This window comes from Pseudomonas sp. G7(2022), from assembly GCF_052660475.1.
In genome coordinates this window covers 6252730-6276290 of sequence record NZ_CP109659.1, presented here as the reverse complement: position 1 = coordinate 6276290, position 23561 = coordinate 6252730, and the positions used below count along the sequence as shown (strand labels likewise).

Sequence of the window (23561 nt, the reverse complement as noted above, 5' to 3'; positions counted from 1 at the left end):
AACCGAAACAAGCGGCCGGCGTCTAACGGCCACTACTGATCAGGAGTTTTGCAATGAACGTTCGTCTGCTGGGTTTGGCGCTGGGTCTGGGGTTGGCCTTGCCGTTGGTGGCTCAGGCGCAAATGCTGCAGCCGGGGTTGTGGGAAATGACATCGAGCAATGTGAAGGTCGATGATCAGGCCATGGACGTGCAATCGATCCTCGGCCAGATTCAGGGCCAGATCACCCCGCAACAACGGGCGCAGCTGGAGAAGCAAGGCATCAACATCGGTGGCAAGGGTATTCGTGCCTGCCTGACGCCGCAGCAAGTGGCGACCAATGATATTCCCTTGGCTGACCCGCAGTCGGGGTGCAAACAGCAGATCACCGAGCGCAACGGTAACCAGTGGAAATTCCGTTTCAGTTGCCCGCGAGCGTCTGGCAACGGTGTGGCTACGTTCGTCAGCGACCGTGAGTTCACCACCATTGCCAACGGCACGTTCAATGCCATCGGGATCAACCAGAAGGGCAGTCTGGAAACCCGTGCCGTGTGGCTGGGTCAGGACTGCGGCACCGTCAAACCAAGAGCCTGAACATCGAACCGCCCCCACAATATTGTGGGGGCTTTTTTTAGCGCATGAATCGCAGCGGCAATCCCTGGCATCCGTCATGCAGCCGGTTGTCGTGCCACGCAACCTGTCCCGACACCAGCGTCGTACTCACCCGGTGGCGAAAGCTGCGACGGGCAAATGGCGTCCACCCGCACTGCGACAGAATCGGTTGTCGTGATACCGCGACACCCTCGGGCTCCGGCTGAATCAATACCAGATCCGCCCAATAACCCTCCCTCAAATAACCGCGATCCGGAATGGCAAACAGATCCGCCACCCGGTGACTGGTCTTCGCCACCAGCGTGGTGATCGGCAGCACGCCATCTGCCACCAGCTCCAACAACGCCGGCAACGCCTGTTGCACCAGTGGCAGACCAGACGGTGCCTGGGCATATGACAGCTGTTTCTCCGCCCAGGTATGCGGGGCGTGATCGCTGCCGATCACGTCCAGTCGATTGCTCGACAAGGCCAGACGCAGGGCATCGCGATCAGCCTGGCTTTTGATCGCCGGGTTGCATTTGATCTGGTTGCCGAGGTCCGGGTAGTCGCGGTCATCGAACAGCAGGTGATGCAGGCAGACTTCCGCCGTGATGCGTTTGTGTGCCAGAGGTTTGTTTTCGAACAGCTCCAGCTCCCGGGCGGTGGTCAGGTGCAGCACGTGCAGGCGAGTCCCATGGCGTTTGGCGAGTTCCACCGCCAGTGAAGAAGAGCGATAGCAAGCCTCGGCATTACGGATCAGCGCATGGGCGTCGGGAGGGAGATGTTCACCGAACTGCTCGCGCAATCTGACGGTGTTGGCCTCGATGCTCGGCGTGTGTTCGCAATGGGCCAGCAGGATCGTCGGCACCTCGGCGAACAATCGCTCCAGTGTTTTGGGGTCATCAACCAGCAGGTTGCCGGTCGACGCCCCCATGAACACTTTGACCCCGGCCACTTCACTTGGATTGAGCGCCGCGACAGTGTCCAGGTTGTCGTGACTGACGCCGAAGTGAAAGCCGTAGTTGGCCACCGAGTTGATCGCTGCCCGACGTTTTTTGTCGGCCAGCGCTTCGAGGGTGAGGGTGGCCGGGTTGGTGTTGGGCATGTCCATGAAACTGGTGATGCCACCGGCCACGGCTGCGCGGGATTCTGTGTAGATGCTGCCTTTTGCTGGCGAGCCCGGCTCACGGAAATGTACCTGGTCGTCGATCATTCCAGGCAGCAGCCATTGGCCGTTGGCGTCGATTTCCAGTGTGGCGTTTTCTCCGAAGATGCTGCGGCCGATCTTGACGATGCGACCGTGGCTGACCAGCAGATCGGCGTAGAACTCATGCCCGTCATCAACCAGGCGTGCATTGCGAATCAGCACACTGTTCATGGTTCAGAACTCGTTCTGCAGGGCCTTGTAGCCGCGCACCAGATCGACGTTGGTGCGTGCCACGTCTTCGGAAAACTCCGAAGCGCTGACGCTCACCGGTGGGTATTGCGAGAGGTCGGTGCCCGGGCCGATGCGGGTGGTGGAGGGCACGTAGAACGCATCCGGCAGATCCCGGCCATCGACCACCGAGTTGTGTCGCACCACGCAACCATTGCCCACCACACAATTGAACAGCACGCTGTTGAAGCCGATGAACACTCGGTCGCCGACCTTGCACGGGCCATGCACGATCGAGCGGTGGGCGATGGAGCTGAACTCGCCGATGGTCACCGCCGCGCCGGACTTGGAGTGAATCACCACACCATCCTGAATGTTCGAGTTGGCGCCGATGGTGATCGGCTCCATCTCGCCCGAGGCGTCCACTTCATCAGCACGAATGACCGCGTAGGGGCCGACGAATACGTTTTCGCCGATCACCACTTTGCCGCAGATGATTGCGGTTTTATCGACGTAGGCAGACTCGGCAATTTGCGGCAGATCGCCGGAAGGGTTTTTGCGGATCATGGTTGGCTCAGGGCGTCGTAAAGAGTGTTGAGGTTGTATTCGAACAGGCCGGTGAACGTGCTGGCCGGACCCGAAGCGGCGAGGGCGTCGGAGTACAGCGTGCCACCGATGTGCGCGCCGCTTTCGTCGGCAATCTGTTTGAGCAGGCGCGCGTCCTTGATGTTTTCCATGAACACAGCTTTGACCTTGGCCTGACGGATCTGGGTGATCAGCGCGGCGACCTCGGCGGCAGAAGGTTCACGCTCGGTGGACAGGCCTTGCGGTGCCATGAAGTCGATTCCGTAGGCTTGCCCCAGATAACCGAAGGCATCGTGGCTGGTGACGATCTTGCGATTGCCCGGCGGCAGTGAACCGAGCTTGGCCTTGGCTTCGGCGAGGAGGGCATGGATCTGTTGCAGGTAGGCCTTGCTGTTGCGTTGGTAGTCGGCCTTGTTCGCCGGGTCGGCGGCGATCAGTGCCTTGGTGATGTTGGCGACATACAACTCGGTGTTGGCCAGGTTGTGCCAGGCGTGAGGGTCGGGAACGGTTTCGCCGTCCTCATCCAGCGAGCGGGGAATCACTCCATGGCTGGCGCTGATGACTGTGGCTTTGGTGTCGGTGCTGGTCACCAGTCGGTCCAGCCATGGCTCGAAACCCAGTCCGTTCTTGACGATCAGTTTCGCTTTCAGAAGTGCCTTGGCATCGTCCGGCGTCGGTTCGTAGGTGTGGGCATCGGCGTCTGGCCCGACCATGTTGGTGATCTGGATATGCTCGCCGCCGACCTGATGCATCATGTCGGCAAGGATGCTGAAACTGGTGACCACCGGCAGTTTTTCCGCCGCCGACAATGACATCGACAGCATCAGGCTGAACAACACAAGTAGAGCGCGCATCGGGAAACACCTCATTGGGATGTGAGCAAGGGCGGGCGGCGCAGCAGGCCGTGAACCGGCCCGAGTACCACGGACAACAGGTAACCGATGCCTGCGACCAGCACGATGGCTGGACCGCTGGGCAGCGAGTAGTAGAACGACAGCAACAGGCCGAGCCACACCGACAGGCAACCGATGGCTGCGGCGATGGCGATCAGGATTGGCAGACGCCGGCTCCAGAAGCGTGAAGCGGCGGCGGGCAGCATCATCAGTCCGACCACCATCAGCGCGCCGATGGCCTGGAAGCCGATGACCAGGTTGAGCACCACCAGCGTCAGGAACACGCCGTGGGCGATCGGACCGAGTCGGCTGACGGTGCGCAGAAACAGCGGATCGAGGGTGTCGAGCAGTAGCGGGCGGTAGATCAGCGCCATGGCAATCAGGCTCAGCAGCGAAACGCCCAACATTCCGTTCAGGGTGGGACCGTCGACCGCCAGTGCCGAACCGAACAGCAAGTGCAGCAGGTCGAGCCGTTTGCCGGCGATGCCCAGAATCAGCACGCCGCTGGCCAGAGAGATCGGGTAGATCGCCGCGAGGCTGGCGTCTTCGCGCAGGCCGGTACGACGAGTGATCCATGCGGCGAGTCCGGCCATGCTCAGACCGGCGCCGAGGCCACCCAGGGTCAGCGCGGGTAGACTCAGGCCGGCAAACCAGAAGCCCAGCGCCGCACCGGGAAGGATGCCGTGGGCGACGGCGTCGCCGATCAGGCTCATGCGCCGCAGGATCAGGAACACGCCTAATGGAGCGGTGCTGCACGCCAGCAGCAAACCGCCGAGCAGTGCCCGGCGCATGAACACGAACTCGAGAAATGGTTGCCAGAAATGAGTGGCGCTGAGCATCAGGCGACCTGCACGTTGGGTGTTTGCTGAATCAGTTCGACACTGGGGCCGAACACGCAGCCGCTGTTTTTGATCAGCAGGGTTTGTGGAATGTGTTGGCGGACAGCGGCGAGGTCGTGGCCCACCATGACCAGCGTCCGGCCTTGCGCATGCCAGGTGTGGAGGTGTTGCCAGAGCAATGCCTGACCGAACTCATCCAGTGCAGCATGGGGCTCGTCGAGCAGGAGCACCGGCGTGTCGGTCAGGCTCAAGCGAGCGAGCAGGGCACGTTGCAGTTCACCGCCGGAGAGTGCCATCAACGGGCGCTGTTCAAGGCCGCTCAAGTGCCAATCTTCAAGTGCCTGGGTGAGGCGTTGCGCCCGTAATTGCGTTGACAGTCGACGTCCCCAGAAACCGGCGGCAACCAGTTCCTGAAGGCTGATCGGGAACTGTCGATCCAGGTGCTGCTGTTGGGGGAGGAAAGACAAACCGCTTTGGCGAGGAACACCCAATGCGACGGCGCCGGCCAAAGGCCTTTGGAGTCCGGCGATGACTTTTAGCAGGCTGCTTTTACCGCTGCCGTTGACGCCGATGATGGCGGTCATGCTGCCGCTCTCCAGTTGAAGGCTCAGCGGCGGCGTGAGCGGTTGGCCGGGGGCACCCCAACTCAGAGACTGCAGGCGGATCATGCGGTCTCCCGTCGCCAGTGACTTTCAGCGACTGCATTGTGGGCGTGGAGGCTTTCGGCATGTATCACGCGCAGGTGGAACTCGCGGATGCCGGGTGAACGACGCAACGCCAGATTCAGGCGGCGAGCGGCGTCTTCGCAGAACATCAGGTTCTGGCCGTTGGCGAGGGCGAAGGCTTGTTCGTCGGCGCGTTTCACGGCAGTTTGCACCGCGGTGCCCAGGGCCGCTTCGGCGTCGTTGATTGCCGAGGTCAGTGGTAAACCATCAACAAATTCATCCAGGTGCAGATGCAGTTGTGCGGTGCTGCGTTGGCTGTGTGGGGTTGCGACGATCCCCTGAGTCGAGCCCAGCCAGGCCAGGACTTCGGCATGTTGCAACGGCTTGTTGGCGAAATCGTCGACGAATTGCTGCTGGATCAATTGCCTCGCCAGAGCGGCTGAGCAGGGGCATGTCGAGGAATAGGCCACTTCGATTTTCAGTTCCACGTGGAACACTGTGTTTTTCAGAGTGGCTGCAATAGTCACCGGATAGGTTTTCCATCCTGCCAATGGGCTGACCAATGCGGGCCTTCTGAGCAGCAAATCGGTATGGATATCCAAATAGGCGCTGTTGGCCAGGCCTTCATGGCTGTCGAGAAAACGCTGCAAAACCTGGTGCAGAAGTGCGGGGGTGAGGTTTTTTTGTTCCAGCCTTTCCAGCGCCAAATACAACCGTGACATGTGAATGCCACGGGCTTCGCCGTCATCGAGGCTGACACCTGCATCGGCTTTTGCTGCCAGGCGTTGGCCTTCGATAAAGACAGGTAGAGCGATGCCACGCATTCCCACCCAATCAAGCGGCAAGGCCTGTCGGGCGGCTTGCGCGGCGATATCCGGCAGCGTCAGCGCATTCATGTTCAGTACCATCGTGTTGATTGAATTTGATGTTACATTATAACAATTCAAATCACGATGCCTTTTTCATGAACGGGCTTTCATATGCACAGACGCCATTTGCTTAACCTGATGTTGGCCAGCGCTGCGTTGGCTTTTCCATTCAGTGTCAGCGCCACACAAATTCGCAATGCACGCCTCTGGCGTTCGGATGACAAGCTTCGGCTGGTCTTTGATTTGAGCGGGCCGGTCAGCTACAAAACGTTCACGCTGAGTGCGCCGGATCGCCTGATCATTGATCTGAGTGGGGCCAGCTTGAGTGGTGATTTCAGTCAATTGGCGCTCAGCGAAACGGTTATTCGCAGCATCCGATCGGGGCATTTTGGTAAGGGCGATACCCGAATCGTTCTGGATTTGAGTGGTCCGGTTCAGCTCAATACCTTCCTGCTGGCGCCTCAGGATGGTCAGGGGCATCGCCTGGTTCTGGATCTTTTGAGCGCTTCAAAAGTCGCAGCACCGAGCGTTCCACGTGAAACACCGGGAAAAACCAATCATCCAAAACGAGACATTATTGTCGTGGTCGACCCTGGCCATGGCGGCAAAGATCCCGGTGCAGTCGGTGCAAAAGGCGAGCGTGAGAAGGACGTTGTGCTTTCGATTTCCCAGTTGCTCGCGCGTCGCTTGAAGCGGGAGAAGGGCTTCGATGTGAAGCTTGTGCGCAATGACGATTTCTTCGTGCCGCTGCGCAAGCGGGTTGATATTGCCCGCCAGCACAAGGCCGACATGTTCATTTCTGTGCACGCGGATGCCGCGCCGCGCCTCACGGCTTCGGGGGCGTCTGTGTATTGCTTGTCTGAAGGTGGCGCGACTTCAGCCACTGCGCGCTTCATGGCTCAACGGGAAAATGGTGCGGATCTGCTCGGTGCAACCAGCCTGCTGAATCTCAAGGACAAGGATCCGATGCTCGCCGGAGTCATCCTCGATATGTCGATGAACGCCACGATCGCCGCCAGTTTGCAATTAGGCAGCACGGTACTGGGTAGCCTGGCGGGTATCACCACCCTGCATCAAAAACGTGTGGAACAAGCGGGATTTGCGGTGTTGAAGTCGCCCGATGTGCCATCGATTCTGGTGGAAACCGGGTTTATCTCCAACGCGCGGGACAGCCAGCGACTGGTCACGGCGCGCCATCAGCAAGCGGTTGCTGACGGTCTTTTCGAAGGATTGCAGCGCTATTTCCAGAAAAACCCGCCAGCTGACAGCTACATCGCTTGGCAGCAGGAGCAGCAACAAGTGCGTGTCTAGCAGCCCGTGAGTCGGTTGCAGGTGAAGCTTCCGGTACTTCCGCCGGAGCTGGAAAAGCGGTTGATTGTTGTCCAGCCCACCCGGCGGTTGTAACCGACCCAGGCCTCGCCGTCGGAAGCAACCCCCGTGAAGAACGTCAACTGCCCGTAAATGCTGTTGGTTTGCGCCCAATATCGTTGGCCGATCTTCTCGAAACCCCGTAGGTAAATCGTCTTGCCGGCGGTGTTGACGCTATAGGCATTGCCATTGGCATCGACGCACGCCAGCAGGTTGGCGCTGCGCGTGCAGGTAGCGAGTCCCGGAACTTGTCCCCATGCATCGAGGGTCAGCAGGGCGAGACCAAAGAGTGAGCATTTCAGCGCAGTTTTCATGAGGCGACCCGACGGGGAAGAGCTAGCAGCTTCCAGTCCTTTGCCATTCTCGGCAAGAAGAATGTGGATTGCTGTTATTGTTATACTATAACATTAAAATCACTTCGGCTTTCCACGGGTTTGCCTTACCTATGCCCGCGTCACTCGCTAAAGCCGAAGAACGCACGCCGCCAAGAGCATTTCCAGTGTTGCAGCAGCCGCCTGATGAGGTTTATCCAATGTCTAATCCGCTTCCCGTGACCGTTTTGTCCGGCTTTCTCGGCGCCGGAAAAAGTACACTTTTGAATTACGTACTACGTAACAGAGAGGATCTGCGCGTGGCTGTCATAGTCAACGATATGAGCGAAATCAATATCGATGGCAGCGAAGTCCAGCGTGATGTCGACCTGAACCGCGCAGAAGAAAAGCTCGTGGAGATGAGCAACGGTTGTATCTGCTGTACGTTACGCGAAGACTTGCTGGAAGAAGTCGCCAAACTGGCCCGGGAAGGCCGCTTTGATTATCTGCTTATAGAATCCACCGGCATTTCCGAACCCCTGCCGATTGCCGAGACCTTCACCTTCCGCGACGAACAGGGCCAGAGCCTTGCTGACATCGCTCGCCTCGACACCATGGTCACTGTAGTCGACGGCCTGAATTTCCTGCCTGATTTCCAGGCCGCCGAAAGCCTGGCTTCCCGTGGCGAAATCCTCGGTGAAGAAGATGAGCGTTCGATCACCGATCTGTTGATCGAACAGATCGAGTTCGCCGATGTTCTGTTGATCAGCAAGATCGATCTGATCAGCAGCAGTGAGCGGGAAGAGCTGATGGCGATCCTCAAGCGGCTGAACGCTAACGCTGAAATCATCCCGATGGTGATGGGCGAAGTGCCGCTGGAGAAGATCCTCAACACTCACCGGTTCGATTTCGACAGGGCTGCAACGGCCCCGGGCTGGCTTCAGGAGTTGCGTGGCGAGCATGTGCCGGAAACCGATGAATACGGTATCGCCTCCACGGCCTACCGCGCGCGTCGCCCCTTTCATCCTCAGCGTTTTTTCGACTTCATCAATCAGACTTGGGTGAACGGCAAGCTGCTGCGATCAAAAGGGTTCTTCTGGCTCGCGAGCAAACCCACGGATGCCGGCAGTTGGTCCCAGGCGGGTGGCTTGATGCGCCACGGTTTCGCCGGGCGCTGGTGGCGTTTCGTGCCGAAGAATCAATGGCCACAGGATCAGGAAAGCACCGCTGCGATCATGGAAAACTGGACCGCGAGCGTAGGAGACTGCCGCCAAGAGTTGGTGTTTATCGGCCAAAACATCGATTTCGCACAACTCAAGTCAGCTCTGGACGACTGTCTGCTGACCGATGCGGAGATGGCGCTCGGTGTCGAAGGCTGGCGATTGCTGGCCGATCCGTTCGGCCCCTGGCATGACGAGGCCGCATGATGTTTGCCCTCAAACCGCTGCAAAACGTGACGCGTGATCAAGTCCTTGGCCCAACCCCGCAAGCGCTGGCGAGCATTCTTGAAGATGAAATCAACCTCGCCATCTGGCAGCGGCAGCTACCGCTGCATGTCGCCGATTTTGCGAAATTATCGCTGTCACTCAATGAGCCCTACGCCGAAGCGTTGTGCCTGGAGCTACATGACGAGGACGTCGATCCAGACCTGACCGGGCTGGCCAGCGAATTCCGCGATCTGGAAGGCTACGAAGGTTTTATCGCCGACCTGAAATGGCTGGTCGGCGCCTTCGCCTGCCTGCTCGGCGCGCGGCGGATCGGCTTGCGGTTGCGTGTACTGGACAAGGCGATGTGCCCGCGTTTTCACGTCGATCATGTGCCCGTGCGATTGATCACCACCTACGCCGGCGTCGGCAGCGAGTGGTTGAAGGAAGGGGAAATGGATCGCCAGCAACTGGGAAAACCACTGGCCGAGCCGCAGGAAAAATCGCGGATTCAGCAACTGGCCAGCGGCGAAGTGGCGTTGCTCAAAGGGGAGAAGTGGCACGGTAACGAAGGTTTCGGATTGATCCATCGCTCACCGCAACCGGCGCCGGGTGAACGGCGTCTGATGTTGACCCTCGACTGGCTGGGCTGACACCTCAAGGCTTGAGCCAGTTGCCCTGGCTCTGGCTTTCGCAGTACGGCTTCAAATAGGCCGCATCAGTGGCCACGCCGTAATAGTGGATATCCTGGCGATAAGGCATATTGGCGACTTGCGCGTTGCTGCACACGCCAAACGCCCCGGCGGGACATTGATCGACGTACTGCACGTCGACCTTTTGCCCCGCCAGCGTGGGTTGGCAGAAGCCGTCATTGAACAGTTTCTCCGGGATGTTGCGGTTCTGCTGGCAGACCTTCACGTCGAGGCGTTCTGCCTGGCTGTGCACCACACAGGCCTGGGCCAGCGCTTCGCCCGACACCAACGCCAACAGCAACGACCATCCCATCCACCGCATTCCCCACCTCCAGAAAACCTTGACCATGTTGCAGAACATTCCCACCCACGTCATTGCAGGTCCCTTGGGTGCCGGCAAGACCAGCCTGATTCGCCAGCTCATGGCGCAGCGACCGGCCGGCGAGCGCTGGGCGGTGCTGATCAACGAGTTTGGCCAGATCGGCCTCGACGCTGCGCTGTTGACCCGGGACGCCGATGGTATCGCACTGGGCGAAGTGGCCGGGGGCTGTTTGTGTTGCGTGAACGGTGCGCCGTTTCAGATCGGGCTGGGACGTTTATTGCGCAAGGCTCAGCCGGATCGCCTGTTCATCGAGCCTTCCGGATTAGGGCATCCGGCGCAGTTGCTGCAACAACTGAGCGAGGCACCATGGCAAGGCGTTCTCGCCGTTCAGCCCTGCGTTCTGGTGCTGGATGCCCAGGCCATGGCGGCGGACAAGATGCTACCGCCAGCGCAGCGGGAGGCGATCCCGAATGCCGGTTTGCTGATATTGAACAAAGCAGAAAATCTCGATGAGTCCACGCGGGAGCGGATCGTTCGCCAGTTGCCACCGGTCAGGCTGATCTGGACGCAACAGGCATCGTTGCCCCTGAGCGAGTTGCCGGGTGTGACGGCTCAAGCGCGGGCGGGTGTGGATAAGTTGATGGTGCCCAAGGGGCTGGCGCAGATGCCGGCCGTCTGGAGCGATCCGGCTTCGCCGATTTGCCTGAGTCAGGCGCAGGAGGGCGGTTGGAGCATCGGCTGGCGCTGGCACCCAAGCCAGGTGTTTGACGTGATTCGCATCACTCGGTGGCTGGAATCCCGGGACTGGCGCCGGGCGAAGCTGGTTATCCACAGCCAGGATGGCTGGGAATCAGCCAATGCCCTGGATAACGCCAAACTGGATTGGCAGCCCAGCGAGTGGCGCAAGGACACTCGAATCGAGTTGATATTCGACCAGCCGCAGGTGATTGATGAGTTGCAGGCAGGACTGGCCGGTTGTCGGGTTCAAGCGGCCTGAGTCAAGGTTTCCACTTGGTGTGTTCCTGGCGCCACTGACTCAGTTCGATCACTTGCGCACTCGGCCTGGCCACTTCTACCACCGGCGGAGTGTCGTCGAACGGTGCCGGGTAGGGCGCCAGTTCGATCTGCGCGCTGTGCGGGCCGAACTGGGTGATGGTTCCGTTGTGACGGGTTTCGCCGGTCACGGTGAATTCGAAGTTGTAGACCCGGGCCAGACGTCGACGCCCACTGGCATCCTTGATGAGACCGATCTTCTTTAGCGCTACGTTACCGTCGAGCAGTTCGACGCCGACATTCGCACAATGCTGCTTGACCCGCTCCAGCGCCCGTTCACGCAGGCCGTGGTTGTGCCAAAGCCACGCGCCGGCAACGGCGAACAGCATCAACACGAAAATGTTTTCCAGGGTCAGCATCAACGAGAAACTCCAAAAGTTGGCATCAGCTTAACTGCGTCGCCGGTCTGTCGTACAGACTGCGTTTCGTCGCATACTGCGCGGCTTGAATTTCAATCGTTTTACGGAAAACCCCGAATGAAACGTACGCCTCATCTGCTCGCCATCCAGTCCCATGTGGTGTTCGGCCATGCCGGCAACAGCGCTGCGGTTTTTCCGATGCAGCGGGTCGGGGTCAATGTCTGGCCGCTCAACACTGTGCAGTTCTCCAATCACACTCAATACGGCCAGTGGGCCGGGGAAGTGCTGGCACCGCAGCGGATCCCGGAGCTGGTTGAGGGGATCGCCGCCATTGGGGAATTGGGCAATTGCGATGCGGTGCTGTCCGGCTACCTCGGCAGCGCGGCGCAGGGCCGGGCGATTCTCAGTGGCATCGAGCGGATCAAGGCGGTCAATCCCAAGGCCCTGTATTTGTGCGACCCGGTGATGGGCCATCCGGAGAAGGGTTGCAGCGTGCCGGCTGAAGTCAGCGATTTCCTGCTCGACGAGGCTGCAGCGGTGGCGGACTTCATGTGCCCGAACCAGCTGGAGCTGGACAGCTTCTCCGGGCGCAAGCCACAGTCGCTGTTCGATTGCCTGGCGATGGCGCGCGGGTTGCTGGCGCGCGGGCCGAAAGCGGTGCTGGTCAAGCATCTGGATTACCCGGGGAAACCGGCGGATGGCTTCGAGATGCTGCTGGTTACCGCCGAGGGCAGTTGGCATCTGCGGCGTCCGCTGCTGGCGTTCCCGCGTCAGCCGGTCGGTGTGGGCGATCTGACGTCCGGCCTGTTCCTGGCGCGAGTGCTGCTCGGCGACAGTCTGGTAGCGGCGTTTGAATTCACTGCGGCAGCGGTGCATGAAGTGCTGCTGGAGACCCAGGCCTGCGCCAGCTATGAGCTGCAACTGGTGCGGGCGCAGGACCGGATCACCCATCCGCGCGTGAAGTTCGAGGCGACGGCGATCAGTCTGTAAGACCGCGTTGCCCCCATTCGCGAGCAAGCCCGCTCCCACATTTGGAACGCGTTCCCCCTGTGGAAGCGGGCTTGCTCGCGAAAGCTATCTACAAAGCGCCAGAGATCGAAGGGCTGATCAGGCGTCGCCCTTGATTTCCTGATAGCGCTTTTCCAGCTCCTGGCGAATCTGCCGGCGCTGCTGGGCCTGCATGTAGCGACGTTTGTCTTCGCTGTTCTGTGGCTGCAGCGGCGGCACGGCAGCCGGTTTGCGCTGATCGTCCACCGCGACCATGGTGAAGAAGCAGCTGTTGGTGTGGCGCACCGAGCGCTCGCGGATGTTCTCGGTCACCACTTTGATGCCGACTTCCATCGAGGTGTTGCCGGTGTAATTGACGGACGCCAGGAAGGTCACCAGTTCGCCGACATGGATCGGCTCGCGGAAAATCACCTGATCCACCGACAGGGTCACCACGTAGCGGCCGGCGTAGCGGCTCGCGCAGGCGTAGGCCACTTCGTCGAGGTATTTGAGCAGGGTGCCGCCGTGGACATTGCCAGAGAAGTTGGCCATGTCGGGGGTCATCAGTACCGTCATCGACAGCTGGGCGTTTCCGGGTTCCATAACGTTCTCACGGGTCAAGGCAGGGTTGCTGGAAGATGCACCTCTGCGGGTGCCTGGTCGCTTTTCAAAACCACCGTTATCGGGACGCCGGGCAACGGGCCGCCGTCACGCCCTGATCGATCTGTTTCCATATATTGCACCGCCTTTCAGCCGGAAGTCGCGGTGTTACCCTGCAAAAGCCCACCCCAAGGGCGATTCCTACATCTAAAGCGGATTTTTACTCAGCTCGCCCAGGCGTTTTCAGACGCGTGCCGCGAGCGTCGTCATTCAAGGAGCCCACGCCATGCATGCCATCAGCTTTATTCAGGATCTGGCAGTGATCATGTTGGTCGCAGGCGTGGTGACCGTGCTGTTCCACCGTTTCAAGCAGCCGGTGGTGCTCGGCTACATTGTCGCCGGCTTCATCATCGGCCCGCACACCCCGCCGTTCGGCCTGATCCACGACGAAGAAACCATCAAGACTCTCGCCGAGCTGGGGGTGATTTTCCTGATGTTCTGCCTGGGCCTTGAGTTCAGCCTGCGCAAACTGTTCAAGGTCGGTGCCACGGCGTTTATCGCGGCATTCCTGGAAATCATCCTGATGATCTGGATCGGCTACGAAATCGGCCGCTGGTTCGACTGGAACACCATGGACTCGCTGTTCCTCGGCGCCATCCTGGCAATTTCCTCGACCACCATCATCGTCAAGGCGCTCAACGATCTGAAGATGAAAAACGAGCGCTTCGCCCAGTTGATCTTCGGTGTGCTGATCGTCGAGGACATTCTCGGCATCGGCATCATCGCCTTGCTGTCGAGCATCGCGGTCAGCGGCACGGTAAGTTCCGGCGAAGTGTTTTCCACGGTCGGCAAACTCTCGCTGTTCATGATCGTCGCGCTGGTCATCGGCATTCTGCTGGTACCGCGATTGCTGGCCTATGTGGCGAAGTTCGAAAGCAACGAGATGCTGCTGATTACCGTGCTCGGGCTGTGCTTTGGCTTTTGCCTGCTGGTGGTCAAGCTTGAGTACAGCATGGTGCTTGGCGCATTTTTGATCGGTGCGATCATGGCCGAGTCGCGACAATTGCTGAAGATCGAGCGCCTGATCGAGCCGGTTCGCGACCTGTTCAGCGCGATCTTCTTCGTCGCCATCGGCCTGATGCTTGATCCGATGATCCTTCTGCAATACGCGTGGCCGATTGCGGTAATTACTGTGGCCGTGGTGTTGGGCAAGATGTTGTCCTGCGGCCTCGGTGCTTTTATCGCCGGCAATGACGGACGCACCTCACTACGGGTCGGGATGGGGCTTTCGCAGATTGGCGAATTCTCCTTCATCATCGCCGCGCTGGGCATGACCCTGCAGGTGACCAGCAACTTCCTCTATCCGGTGGCCGTGGCGGTTTCGGTGATTACCACGTTACTGACGCCGTACCTGATCCGCGCCGCCGATCCGCTGTCGATCAAGTTGTCCGCCGCCATGCCGCAGCGTTTGGGGCGGGTGTTCGGGATGTATGGCGAATGGCTGCGCAGCATTCAGCCGCAGGGTGAGGGTGCGATGCTGGCGTCGATGATCCGGCGGATTCTGCTGCAGGTCGGGGTCAATCTGGCGCTGGTGATTGCGATCTTTTTCGCCGGCGCGTTCTTTGCCGGGCGTCTCTCGACTTGGCTTCAGGACTGGATCAGCGATCCGAGCTGGCAGAAGGCGTTGATCTGGGGCGGGGCGTTGCTGCTATCGCTGCCGTTCCTGATTGCGGCTTATCGCAAGCTCAAGGCGCTTTCGATGCTGCTGGCGGAGATGGGCGTTAAGCCGGAGATGGCAGGGCGTCACACACAGCGAGTGCGTCGGGTGATCGCCGAAGTGATCCCGATCATCTCGCTGCTGGTGATTTTCCTGCTGCTGGCAGCCTTGTCGGCCAGTATCTTGCCGACCAACAAGTTGCTGGTGCTGGTCGCCGTGGTCGCGGCCGCCGTGGCGGCGCTGCTCTGGCGCTGGTTCATCCGGGTACACACGCGGATGCAGGTGGCCTTGCTGGAAACCCTCGACAATCACAAGGAATCGTCGGGGCATTGACCCGGCGTGGCGTCTGGCGGATCAGCTTTCCAGCCAGACGTCCCGTGCCCAGTGCCATACCGACTCCCAGGACTCTTCGGTGATCAGCTCTTCTTCGCCGGACCACAGCACCACGGTGCCGTCTTCTTCGACGCAGTAGTAGTTGTCGCCGTCCTGGCAGATCGGGATCAGGTCGCGCGGCACACCGGCGTCCCAGGCATTGGCCGCCACATCCGGCAGATAGGTGTGGGACTGCGGGTCGGTGACGGTCACAGGCTCCAGGCTGCCGTAAACCACGTCGCTGACGGTCAGCAGAAACTCTTTGAAGACGAACGGGATGTTGATGAAGAGTTCTTCTTCGACTTCCACCAGTTGGTCTTCGTCGGGCAACTCCAGGGGAACCGGTACGGGTTCGTTGGCTTCGCGCAGTTGTTCGATGATTTCTTCCACGTCCGGGATCCTCTTGCTTGAATGGCGCGGTTTATATGGGCCGGTTTATACAGTAGCTCGCTATAGATGCAACCGCGAAATAGAAAACCCCGGCCTGGGCCGGGGTTTTCATGACTGCATGCCTGACGCCGAAGGAATCAGCCGTTCTGGCGGATACCGGCGACCAGCCATGGCTGGTTGTCGCCCTGCGGACGCTCCATGTTCCAGCTTTCGCTGAACACTTCGCCCTGGTCGAAACGCGAGGTTTTCGACACGCCGCTGAAGGTCAGGGTCGCGATGGTCTTGTCCGCGCGATCATCGACGCCATCCAGTTGTACCTGAAGGTTGTCGATGTAGGTGGACTGGAAGCCGTCGCCCAGGTCCGCACGCTCGCGCTTGAGGAAGTCGAGCATTTGCGGGGTCACGAACTCGGCGATCTTGTCCATTTCGTTGGCATCCCAGTGCTGCTGCAGCGACTGGAAGTGGCTGCGGGCGGCTTCGAGGAAGCGCTGCTCGTTGAACCAGGCCGGAGCGTTGATCACCGGACGGGCGGCAGCCGGAGCGGCCGAGCCACCGAAGATCGAACCCATGGCGGCAGGTTTCTGCTCGAATACTTCACGCTGCATCGGCGCGCCGGCCGGAGCGAACTGCTCCTGCTGCTTGCGGCGACGAGCGGCGATGAAGCGGAAGATCACGAAGGCGATCACGGCCATGATCAGGATGTCGAAGATCTGCATGCCCTGGAAGCCGCCGCCCATGAACATGGAAGCGAGCAGGCCACCGGCGGCGATGCCGGCCAGAGGGCCGAGCCATTTCGAAGCGCCGCCAGCCTTGGCCGCAGCGCCTGCGGCACCGGCAGCACCAGCGGTCGCAGCGGCGCCGCCCATGCCTGGGGAAGAAGGAGCCATCTGGCTGGTCTGGTGCGTCGGCGCAGCGCCGGCGCTTTTGCCACCACCGAAGCGCTTGGCGTTGGCGTCGAGGCTCATCGTCAGGCCGATGCACAACGCCATGGCGATGCTAAGAAAACGTTTCATAAAGGGAATTCCCGTTTGTGGAGACACGCGCGCCATGTTGCACAGCTGAAGTGTCACTGGCTAGCGAGAGAGTGTTTCGGGCTTTTGCCTGACAGGTAACGTTCAGCTCAGTCGAGGCAATAAGGCCATGTACTTTTGTCTGTAGGAAAAGGATTTGGGTTCAGTGGGAAATGGATCAGCGTCGAAACGCCAACATCACCACGCCTGCGGTGATCAGACCGATGCCGCCCCATTGGCGCAGGTCGAGTTTCTCGCCCAGCAGGATCACGCCGAGTACCGCCACGAGCACCACGCTGAGTTTGTCCACCGGAGCGACCAGCGAGGCCGGCCCGACTTTCAATGCGCGGAAATAGCACAGCCACGAAGCCCCGGTACCCAGACCCGACAACAGCAGGAACAGGTAGCTTTTGGCAGAGATCGATCCCAGGGACTGATATTGGCCCGTGGCGTACAAAATCAAGGCCAGACTGACGAGTACCACGATGGTGCGCAATAGAGTGGCGAAGTCGGAATTGACGTTTTCGATGCCGACCTTGGCGAAGATCGCCGTCAATGCGGCGAAGGTGGCCGAGAGCAGGGCCCAGAATGTCCAGGAGGAAAAGAAGCCAGAGCCCATGCATGGTGTCCTGTCGGTAAGGGTTGCATAAATCCATGTGGGAGCGAGCCTGCTCGCGATGGCTGCACCGTGGTTTATCAGGTAAACCGCGGCGCTCCAATTCGCGAGCAGGCTCGCTCCCACAGAACAGCAGAACCGGCGTTTAGATCGCTTCCAGCTTTGCGTAACCCAGCATCAGCCACTTGCTGCCTTCGCTGAAGTTCACCTGCACTCGCGCTTGGGCGCCGGCGCCTTCGAAGTTGAGGATCACGCCGTCGCCGAAGATCGAGTGCCGCACGGCCTGGCCCAGGCTCAGGCCGGTATCCGGGATCTCGCTGCCGCCGAACAGGTTGCTGCCGCTCATCGACTGGTTGCCGCCGAACGGTCGGCTGACGCTATTCGACAGGCGCACTTCCTGAATCAGGCCTTTCGGCACTTCCCGTACGAATCGCGACACCTTGTTGTAGGTTTCACTGCCGTACAGGCGTCGGGTTTCAGCGTAGGTCATCACCAGATTCTGCATCGCCCGGGTGATGCCGACATAGGCCAGGCGCCGCTCTTCCTCAAGACGTCCCGGTTCTTCCAGGCTCATCTTGTGCGGGAAAAGGCCTTCTTCCATGCCCACCAGGAACACGTAAGGGAATTCCAGGCCCTTGGCGCTGTGCAGGGTCATCAACTGAATGCTGTCTTCGTGCTCGTCGGCCTGAGTGTCGCCGGCCTCCAGCGACGCGTGGCCGAGGAACGCCGCCAGTGGCGTCAGGTCTTCGTCTTCTTCGGTGTTCTCGAAGTTGCGTGCGGCACTCACCAGCTCCTCAAGGTTTTCTACCCGGGCCTGGCCCTTCTCGCCTTTTTCCGCTTCGTGGTAGGCGATCAGTCCGGATTGCTCGATGACGGTCTGGGTCATCAGGTGCAACGGCATCTCGGCGCACTTGGCGGCGAGGTTCTCGATCAGCTCGATAAACGCGCCGAGGGCGCCGGCTGCACGACCGGTCAGGCCTTTGTTGGCCACCAGTTGGCGCATGGCTTCCCACATCGACACATCGCTGTGGCGTGCATGTTCACGGATGGCTTCGACGGTCTTCTCGCCGATACCACGAGCCGGGACGTTGATGACCCGCTCCAGCGCCGCATCGTTGCCGCGACCCTCCAGCAAACGCAGGTAAGCCATGGCGTTCTTGATTTCCGCCCGCTCGAAGAAGCGCTGGCCGCCATAAATGCGGTACGGAATGCGTTCGCGCAGCAAGGCTTCTTCCAGAACGCGGGATTGGGCGTTGGAGCGGTAGAGAATCGCGATATCGCTGCGAGCGAGGCCGGTTTTCAGCGCGCTTTCGATGGTTTCGACAACGTAGCGTGCTTCGTCGTGTTCGTTGAATGCGGCGTACAGATTGATCGCTTCGCCGTCGCCACCGTCGGTCCACAACTCTTTGCCCAGACGTCCGGTGTTGTTGGCGATCAAGGCGTTGGCGGCTTTCAGGATGCCGGCGGTGGAGCGGTAGTTCTGCTCCAGTCGAATGGTCTCGGAATCCGGGAAGTCGGAAGAATATTGGTGAATGTTCTCGATTTTCGCGCCGCGCCAGCCATAGATCGACTGGTCGTCGTCGCCGACTACCATCAGGCTGTCGCCGCCCTTGCCCAGCAGACGCAACCAGGCGTACTGCACGGCGTTGGTGTCCTGGAACTCGTCCACCAGAATGTGCCGGAAACGCTTCTGATAATGCGCGAGCAGGCCCGGATGGTCGCGCCACAGGTCGAGGGCACGCAATAACAGTTCGGAGAAGTCGATGACGCCGGCGCGCAGGCAAGCGGCCTCGTAGGCCTCATAGATGCCGCGCATGGTGGCCAGGTACAGATCGCCGCTGGCCTGAATGTGCTGCGGACGCAGACCTTCGTCTTTCTGCCCGTTGATGAACCACTGGGCCTGACGGGCCGGCCAGCGTTGTTCGTCCAGCCCCAGCTCGCGGATCACCCGTTTGACCAAGCGTTGCTGGTCGTCGCTGTCGAGAATCTGGAAGGTCTGGCTCAGCCCGGCTTCCTGCCAGTGCGCCCGCAACAGGCGGTGCGCCAGGCCGTGGAACGTGCCGACCCACATGCCGGCCGGGTTGATGCCCAGCAACTGCTCGATGCGGTGACGCATCTCGGCAGCGGCCTTATTGGTGAAGGTCACCGACAGGATCGAGTGGGGCGAGGCGTTCTCGACCTGGATCAACCAGGCGATACGGTGCACCAGCACTCGGGTTTTGCCGGAGCCGGCACCGGCCAGGACCAATTGACGACCAACGGGGGCTGCTACGGCCTGGCGTTGGGCATCGTTGAGGGAGTTCAGCAGAAGGGAGAGATCATCGCGCATCGGGGCATTCTAGGGTGCGCCGCAGGCCCGGGCAAACCGAGCTTTGCATTAGCCGATGAAAGTGCCGCCCGTGACGACCGGTCGGTCATCGGCTACAGGCGTTGGCCCGCCTGGCGTCGGGGCTTTGGAGGGCGACGGGCGACGGAAAAGTTTCGGTGAAATTATGATCTGGGGCAGTTTGGCAAGTGGTTCGGCTTGTGTATGCTCGGTCCACGTTTCCGGGCGCATGCTCACACCTATAAGAACAAGAACGTTGCCTATGACCCTCAGCTTCGACCTTTCGGGCCCCTCTGTGGAACCCCGGGTGATCCGCAAGCATTACGCCACCCAAATGGCGGTCGAGCGCACGCGCCTTCTTTATCAGGGTTCGCTGTTGCCCACTCTGTTCATGTTAATCAACGGTCTGGTCTGCGCCGGTCTGCTCTGGAGTCCGCAGCGTTACTTCGTGGTCAGCGTCTGGCTGGTGTGGCTGTTGTCGCTGGTGGCGTTGCGAGTGATTCAGGTCGCCGCGTTCGACTCGGCGATTCCCGATCGCCAGGCCCAGCCGATCTGGGGGCGGATGTTCCTGCTCGGCTCGACCATGACCGGCCTGACCCTGGCCGGCGCCGGCATCGCTTTGGTCCCCGCCGACAATTTCATGCAGCAGGCCTGGGTGTTCGGCCTGATTGGCGCCGCGACCCTGTCGGCCAGCGTGGCCTACGCCGTGAGCATTCCGGCCTTTCTTTCCTTTACCTTGCCATGCCTGCTGCCGGCCATCGGCTATCTGTTCTGGGGCGGTGACGAACTGGCGCGAGGCTGGGGCTGGCTCGGGCTGATCCTGCTCGGCTCGCTGAGCGTGGTGGCGTGGCAGGTCAATCGCTTGATTGATCGTGGGTTGCTGCGGCGCTTCCAGAACCAGCACCTGATCGAACACCTGCAACAAGCGCAAACCCGCAGCGAACAGCTCAATCAGGAGCTGGCCAAGGAAATCGAACAACGGCGCTGCGCCGAGGGCAAGCTGCGCGAAGCGCAGGTTGAGCTGGAAGACCGGGTCGCCCAGCGCAGCCGGGAACTGGACGTCGCCAACCAGGCCCTGAGCAAAAGTGAGGCGCGCCTGGCCCTGGCGTTGAAGGCCAGTGAGCTGGGGCTGTGGGACTGGAACCTGCAGACCGACGAAGTTCACCACACGCAGATTCAGGAATTGTTTGGCATTGACCCGGAATATGTCACCGGGCTGCTCAGGCATCTGCGGCCACGTTTGCACCCGGAAGACGTGCCGCCGCTCAAGCGCGCGCTGATCGAGCATTTGAAGGGGCGCACCGAGGATTATCAGATCGAGTACCGCGTGCGCCATGGTGACGGCCACTGGGTCTGGATCGAAGACCGGGGGCGTGCGGTGGAGCGCGACGACAGCGGACGGGTCATCCGCATGGTCGGCACCCGTCGCGACATCAGCGTCAGCAAAAGCCTGGAAGCCCAACAGCAACTGGCGGCGACGGTGTTCGAGGCCGCCAGCGAAGGCATCGTGATCCTCGACCCGAATTATTCGCTGATCGCCATCAATCAGGCCTTCAGCCGGGTCACCGGGTATGACATCGACGACATGCTCGGGCGCAATGTCGTCGAACTTCCGTGCAGCCGCGACGCCCGCCGGCACTACGTCGCCATCCGCCACGCGCTGGAGCAGCACGGCAGCTGGCAGGGTGAGCTGGTGGAGACCCGCAAGAACGGCGAGCTGTACCCGCAATGGCTGCAATTGAATGCGGTACGCGACAGTCGGGGAAATGTGAGCCATATCGTCGGCTTCTTCGCCGATCTGTCGGCTCGGCGCGAATCCGAAGAGCGCATGCGCTACTTGACTCACTACGACGAGCTCACCGGCCTGGCCAATCGCTCGCTGTTCCGCGAACGTCTGCACGAAGCCCATCAGCGCGTGCGGCAGGGCGGACGCCGGAGTCTGGCGCTGCTGCACATCAACCTGGACCGCTTCAAACTGCTCAACGATAGTTTGGGCCATGAAATCGCTGACCAGTTGCTGCAAAAGATGTCACGACGTCTGGTCAGCGCCTTGCCGGAGGCTGACACCATTGCCCGGTTATCCGGTGATGAGTTCGCGGTGCTGTTCGACGCCTACGGCAACCTGTCGAGCCTGGCGCGGGTCGCCACGCGGCTGTCGACCAAGCTGCGGCTGCCGTTGACGGTGGAAGGGCATGAACTGGTGGTGAGTGCCTCGATGGGCATCAGCATGCTGCCGGACAACGCCCGGGAGATTTCCGCGCTGGTCAGCCAGTCGAACATGGCCATGCAACATGCCAAGCACCTGGGCGGCAACAACTTCCAGTTCTACACCGACAGCCTGCAGGCCAGCACGCTGGAGCGTCTGCAACTGGAAAACCAGCTGCGCAAAGCCATCGAGGACAAGCAGCTCAACGTCTTCTATCAACCGAAACTGTGTCTGGCGACCGGTCGCCTCAACGCGGCGGAAGCGCTGGTGCGCTGGGATCACCCGACCATGGGCCGGGTGCCGCCGGGGGACTTCATCGGTCTGGCCGAAGAGACGGGCCTGATCGGGCCGATCGGCGAATTCGTGCTGCGTCAGGCCTGTTGGCAGGCCTGCGAATGGCAGCGTCAGGGGCTGGCGCCGATCCGGGTTTCGGTAAACCTGTCGGTGCATCAGTTGCGCCAGGGCAAACTGGTCAGTCTGGTGCGTCAGGTGCTGGAGGAAACCGGCCTGGCGCCGCACTACCTCGAACTGGAACTGACCGAAAGCCAGCTGCTCGACAGCGTCGAACACATCATCGCCACGTTCCAGCAACTGCGGGATCTGGGGGTGAAGCTGGCGATCGACGATTTCGGCACCGGCTATTCATCGCTGAGCTATCTGAAGCGGATTCCGGTGGATTACGTGAAGATCGATCAGGCGTTCATTCGCGGGCTGGGGGAGGGCAGCGAAGATGCGGCGATCACCCGGGCGATCATTGCGATGGCTCACGGGCTGTCACTGAAAGTTGTCGCCGAAGGTGTCGAGCGATCCGAGCAGCTGGCGTTTCTGAAAACTGAAGGTTGCGACGAGGTGCAGGGCTATCTGATCAGTCGTCCGGTGGAGGCGGTCGGCCTTGCCGCGTTGCTGCGTGAACAGGAAAAACCGCTGTAAAGGGCTACATGCAGCGCATGTCGCCTGATCCGGGGCGATCCAGTTACGCATTGAGCAGGCAAAAAGCCAATTCATGTAGTATAACTACAAGCTTGCTACATCCCCGGCATCTGGCCAAAGCACATCTTTCCATAACAAGAGTCCAGCCCCTTGAATCTGCTGCAACACATTGCCCAGTCACGTCACCTGTTACGCAAGTCGGAGCTCAAGGTCGCCGACCACGTGCTGCTTGACCCTGCGGCAGTGATGCACAGTTCCATGGCCGATCTGGCCCACAGCGTCGGGATCAGCGAGCCGACCATCGTGCGCTTCTGTCGCGCCATCGGTTGTTCCGGTTTTCAGGATCTGAAACTCAAACTCGCGCAAAGCCTCGCGGCCGGCGCCAGTTTCGGTCAGTTCGCGATCCATGAGGACGACTCGGTCGCCGACTACAGCCTGAAGATTTTCGACACCACCCTGCACACCCTGATGGAGGTTCGCGAGAAGCTCGATCCGCTGGAGTTGCAGCGCGCGGTGACGTTGATGTCCCAGGCCCAGCGCGTCGAGTTCTATGGTTTCGGTGCATCGGGCGCGGTAGCCGCGGATGCGCAGCACAAATTTTTCCGCCTGCTGTTGACCGCTGCGGCGTATTCCGACCCGCACATGCAGGCGATGTCGGCAGTGACGCTGAAGCCGACCGATGTGGCGATCTGTATCTCCCAGTCCGGCCGTTCCAAAGACCTGTTGATCACCGCCAACCTGGTTCGCGAAAGCGGGGCGTCGCTGATTACCTTGTGCCCGAGCCAGACGCCGCTGGCCGAGCTGTCGACCGTCAATCTTGCGATCGACGTACACGAAGACACCGAAATCTATACCCCGCTGACTTCGCGCATCGCCCACCTGGTGGTGATCGACGTGCTGGCCATGGGCGTGGCCATGGCGCGCGGGCCGAGCCTGGTCAACCACCTCAAGAGCGTCAAGCGCAGCCTGCGCAGCTTGCGGCTGTCACCCAAGTCGGTGAAAGCGCTGGATGACTGATGGTCATGGGGTAAAGGCAATCTTCATCTGCCTGTAACCCCGACGCAGCCAAACCGTCATCCTCCG

The 23561-nt window shown here is 60.5% G+C and carries 23 protein-coding genes; 9 read left to right on the top strand and 14 right to left on the bottom strand.

Annotated elements, in window-relative coordinates; all coding sequences use genetic code 11:
• Nucleotides 1–53: 53 nt before the first annotated feature.
• Entirely contained in the window at nt 54–572 is a 519-nt protein-coding gene (locus tag NE357_RS28880) for a DUF3617 domain-containing protein (RefSeq protein ID WP_169432542.1), read from the top strand.
• A 37-nt stretch (nt 573–609) separates the two neighbouring features.
• Here NE357_RS28880 and NE357_RS28875 read toward each other — a convergent pair whose 3' ends face one another.
• Genes NE357_RS28875 through folE2 form a run of 6 tightly spaced genes read right to left on the bottom strand, consistent with a single transcriptional unit; the run spans nt 610 to nt 5822 of the window.
• Nucleotides 610–1947 (bottom strand): dihydroorotase, encoded by a 1338-nt coding sequence (locus tag NE357_RS28875; protein WP_169432541.1) that lies wholly within the window; start codon nt 1945–1947, stop codon nt 610–612.
• A gap of 3 nt (nt 1948–1950) precedes the next feature.
• Entirely contained in the window at nt 1951–2511 is a 561-nt protein-coding gene (locus NE357_RS28870) for a gamma carbonic anhydrase family protein (protein ID WP_169432540.1), read from the bottom strand.
• Complete coding sequence (locus NE357_RS28865; protein WP_169432539.1) at nt 2508–3383, bottom strand: metal ABC transporter substrate-binding protein; 876 nt, start codon at nt 3381–3383, stop codon at nt 2508–2510. The genes NE357_RS28870 and NE357_RS28865 overlap by 4 nt, the downstream gene beginning before the upstream one ends.
• Nucleotides 3384–3394: 11 nt before the next feature.
• Complete coding sequence (locus tag NE357_RS28860; protein WP_169432538.1) at nt 3395–4261, bottom strand: metal ABC transporter permease; 867 nt, start codon at nt 4259–4261, stop codon at nt 3395–3397.
• Nucleotides 4261–4929 (bottom strand): metal ABC transporter ATP-binding protein, encoded by a 669-nt coding sequence (locus NE357_RS28855; protein WP_169432537.1) that lies wholly within the window; start codon nt 4927–4929, stop codon nt 4261–4263. Before NE357_RS28855 ends, NE357_RS28860 begins: the two co-directional genes overlap by 1 nt.
• On the bottom strand, nt 4926–5822 hold the full coding sequence (gene folE2 / locus NE357_RS28850; protein WP_169432536.1) for a GTP cyclohydrolase FolE2: 897 nt from the start codon (nt 5820–5822) through the stop codon (nt 4926–4928). Before folE2 ends, NE357_RS28855 begins: the two co-directional genes overlap by 4 nt.
• Nucleotides 5823–5906: 84 nt before the next feature.
• On the opposite strand from folE2, the gene NE357_RS28845 reads away from it, so the two are divergent.
• Complete coding sequence (locus NE357_RS28845) at nt 5907–7106, top strand: N-acetylmuramoyl-L-alanine amidase (protein ID WP_169432535.1); 1200 nt, start codon at nt 5907–5909, stop codon at nt 7104–7106.
• On the opposite strand, the gene NE357_RS28840 is transcribed toward NE357_RS28845, so the two are convergent.
• A complete protein-coding gene (locus NE357_RS28840) occupies nt 7103–7477 on the bottom strand; it encodes a glutamine synthetase (protein ID WP_169432534.1) in 375 nt (124 codons plus the stop codon). The genes NE357_RS28845 and NE357_RS28840 overlap by 4 nt on opposite strands.
• Nucleotides 7478–7695: 218 nt before the next feature.
• Between NE357_RS28840 and zigA the strand changes: the two genes are divergently transcribed.
• Nucleotides 7696–8901, top strand: a complete 1206-nt coding sequence (gene zigA / locus NE357_RS28835; protein WP_169432726.1) for a zinc metallochaperone GTPase ZigA — start codon at nt 7696–7698, stop codon at nt 8899–8901.
• The gene (locus NE357_RS28830; protein ID WP_169432533.1) at nt 8901–9551 is read left to right on the top strand and encodes a DUF1826 domain-containing protein; all 651 of its coding nucleotides are present in this window, start codon (nt 8901–8903) and stop codon (nt 9549–9551) included. The genes zigA and NE357_RS28830 overlap by 1 nt, the downstream gene beginning before the upstream one ends.
• 4 nt (nt 9552–9555) lie before the next feature.
• On the opposite strand, the gene NE357_RS28825 is transcribed toward NE357_RS28830, so the two are convergent.
• A complete protein-coding gene (locus NE357_RS28825) occupies nt 9556–9912 on the bottom strand; it encodes an NADH:ubiquinone oxidoreductase (RefSeq protein ID WP_085708784.1) in 357 nt (118 codons plus the stop codon).
• Between the two features lie 25 nt (nt 9913–9937).
• Here NE357_RS28825 and NE357_RS28820 point away from each other — a divergent pair, with 25 nt between their 5' ends.
• Nucleotides 9938–10909: a CobW family GTP-binding protein gene (locus NE357_RS28820; RefSeq protein ID WP_169432532.1), complete on the top strand. Its 972-nt coding sequence runs from the start codon at nt 9938–9940 to the stop codon at nt 10907–10909.
• Between the two features lies 1 nt (nt 10910).
• Here NE357_RS28820 and NE357_RS28815 read toward each other — a convergent pair whose 3' ends face one another.
• Nucleotides 10911–11324 (bottom strand): DUF3301 domain-containing protein, encoded by a 414-nt coding sequence (locus tag NE357_RS28815; RefSeq protein WP_169432531.1) that lies wholly within the window; start codon nt 11322–11324, stop codon nt 10911–10913.
• A 117-nt stretch (nt 11325–11441) separates the two neighbouring features.
• Here NE357_RS28815 and pdxY point away from each other — a divergent pair, with 117 nt between their 5' ends.
• Complete coding sequence (gene pdxY, locus NE357_RS28810) at nt 11442–12314, top strand: pyridoxal kinase PdxY (protein WP_169432530.1); 873 nt, start codon at nt 11442–11444, stop codon at nt 12312–12314.
• A gap of 117 nt (nt 12315–12431) precedes the next feature.
• Here the strand turns inward: pdxY and NE357_RS28805 are convergent, their stop codons facing one another.
• Entirely contained in the window at nt 12432–12914 is a 483-nt protein-coding gene (locus NE357_RS28805) for an acyl-CoA thioesterase (RefSeq protein ID WP_003229693.1), read from the bottom strand.
• 283 nt (nt 12915–13197) lie between these two features.
• Between NE357_RS28805 and NE357_RS28800 the strand changes: the two genes are divergently transcribed.
• A complete protein-coding gene (locus NE357_RS28800; protein WP_169432529.1) occupies nt 13198–14961 on the top strand; it encodes a cation:proton antiporter in 1764 nt (587 codons plus the stop codon).
• Nucleotides 14962–14982: 21 nt separating this feature from the next.
• On the opposite strand, the gene NE357_RS28795 is transcribed toward NE357_RS28800, so the two are convergent.
• From NE357_RS28795 to uvrD, 4 genes are all read right to left on the bottom strand, one after another.
• On the bottom strand, nt 14983–15390 hold the full coding sequence (locus NE357_RS28795) for an SMI1/KNR4 family protein (protein ID WP_007995855.1): 408 nt from the start codon (nt 15388–15390) through the stop codon (nt 14983–14985).
• A gap of 137 nt (nt 15391–15527) precedes the next feature.
• Nucleotides 15528–16403, bottom strand: coding sequence for a Tim44 domain-containing protein (locus NE357_RS28790; RefSeq protein ID WP_169432528.1), 876 nt, complete (start codon nt 16401–16403; stop codon nt 15528–15530).
• 175 nt (nt 16404–16578) lie between these two features.
• On the bottom strand, nt 16579–17019 hold the full coding sequence (locus tag NE357_RS28785) for an EamA family transporter (RefSeq protein ID WP_016984014.1): 441 nt from the start codon (nt 17017–17019) through the stop codon (nt 16579–16581).
• 142 nt (nt 17020–17161) lie between these two features.
• Entirely contained in the window at nt 17162–19345 is a 2184-nt protein-coding gene (uvrD, locus tag NE357_RS28780; RefSeq protein WP_169432527.1) for a DNA helicase II, read from the bottom strand.
• Nucleotides 19346–19604: 259 nt separating this feature from the next.
• Here uvrD and NE357_RS28775 point away from each other — a divergent pair, with 259 nt between their 5' ends.
• On the top strand, nt 19605–22478 hold the full coding sequence (locus NE357_RS28775) for a GGDEF domain-containing phosphodiesterase (protein ID WP_169432526.1): 2874 nt from the start codon (nt 19605–19607) through the stop codon (nt 22476–22478).
• A gap of 150 nt (nt 22479–22628) precedes the next feature.
• Nucleotides 22629–23495, top strand: coding sequence for a transcriptional regulator HexR (gene hexR / locus NE357_RS28770; RefSeq protein ID WP_007954250.1), 867 nt, complete (start codon nt 22629–22631; stop codon nt 23493–23495).
• Nucleotides 23496–23561: the final 66 nt, after the last annotated feature.

Bases quoted from the DNA above. Each gene is read 5' to 3' on its own strand.
- NE357_RS28880 (WP_169432542.1), top strand. From the start codon at position 54: ATGAACGTTCGTCTGCTGGGTTTGGCGCTGGGTCTGGGGTTGGCCTTG.
- NE357_RS28875 (WP_169432541.1), bottom strand. From the start codon at position 1,947: ATGAACAGTGTGCTGATTCGCAATGCACGCCTGGTTGATGACGGGCAT.
- NE357_RS28870 (WP_169432540.1), bottom strand. From the start codon at position 2,511: ATGATCCGCAAAAACCCTTCCGGCGATCTGCCGCAAATTGCCGAGTCT.
- NE357_RS28865 (WP_169432539.1), bottom strand. From the start codon at position 3,383: ATGCGCGCTCTACTTGTGTTGTTCAGCCTGATGCTGTCGATGTCATTG.
- NE357_RS28860 (WP_169432538.1), bottom strand. From the start codon at position 4,261: ATGCTCAGCGCCACTCATTTCTGGCAACCATTTCTCGAGTTCGTGTTC.
- NE357_RS28855 (WP_169432537.1), bottom strand. From the start codon at position 4,929: ATGATCCGCCTGCAGTCTCTGAGTTGGGGTGCCCCCGGCCAACCGCTC.
- folE2 (WP_169432536.1), bottom strand. From the start codon at position 5,822: ATGAATGCGCTGACGCTGCCGGATATCGCCGCGCAAGCCGCCCGACAG.
- NE357_RS28845 (WP_169432535.1), top strand. From the start codon at position 5,907: ATGCACAGACGCCATTTGCTTAACCTGATGTTGGCCAGCGCTGCGTTG.
- NE357_RS28840 (WP_169432534.1), bottom strand. From the start codon at position 7,477: ATGAAAACTGCGCTGAAATGCTCACTCTTTGGTCTCGCCCTGCTGACC.
- zigA (WP_169432726.1), top strand. From the start codon at position 7,696: ATGTCTAATCCGCTTCCCGTGACCGTTTTGTCCGGCTTTCTCGGCGCC.
- NE357_RS28830 (WP_169432533.1), top strand. From the start codon at position 8,901: ATGTTTGCCCTCAAACCGCTGCAAAACGTGACGCGTGATCAAGTCCTT.
- NE357_RS28825 (WP_085708784.1), bottom strand. From the start codon at position 9,912: ATGCGGTGGATGGGATGGTCGTTGCTGTTGGCGTTGGTGTCGGGCGAA.
- NE357_RS28820 (WP_169432532.1), top strand. From the start codon at position 9,938: ATGTTGCAGAACATTCCCACCCACGTCATTGCAGGTCCCTTGGGTGCC.
- NE357_RS28815 (WP_169432531.1), bottom strand. From the start codon at position 11,324: ATGCTGACCCTGGAAAACATTTTCGTGTTGATGCTGTTCGCCGTTGCC.
- pdxY (WP_169432530.1), top strand. From the start codon at position 11,442: ATGAAACGTACGCCTCATCTGCTCGCCATCCAGTCCCATGTGGTGTTC.
- NE357_RS28805 (WP_003229693.1), bottom strand. From the start codon at position 12,914: ATGGAACCCGGAAACGCCCAGCTGTCGATGACGGTACTGATGACCCCC.
- NE357_RS28800 (WP_169432529.1), top strand. From the start codon at position 13,198: ATGCATGCCATCAGCTTTATTCAGGATCTGGCAGTGATCATGTTGGTC.
- NE357_RS28790 (WP_169432528.1), bottom strand. From the start codon at position 16,403: ATGAAACGTTTTCTTAGCATCGCCATGGCGTTGTGCATCGGCCTGACG.
- NE357_RS28785 (WP_016984014.1), bottom strand. From the start codon at position 17,019: ATGGGCTCTGGCTTCTTTTCCTCCTGGACATTCTGGGCCCTGCTCTCG.
- uvrD (WP_169432527.1), bottom strand. From the start codon at position 19,345: ATGCGCGATGATCTCTCCCTTCTGCTGAACTCCCTCAACGATGCCCAA.
- NE357_RS28775 (WP_169432526.1), top strand. From the start codon at position 19,605: ATGACCCTCAGCTTCGACCTTTCGGGCCCCTCTGTGGAACCCCGGGTG.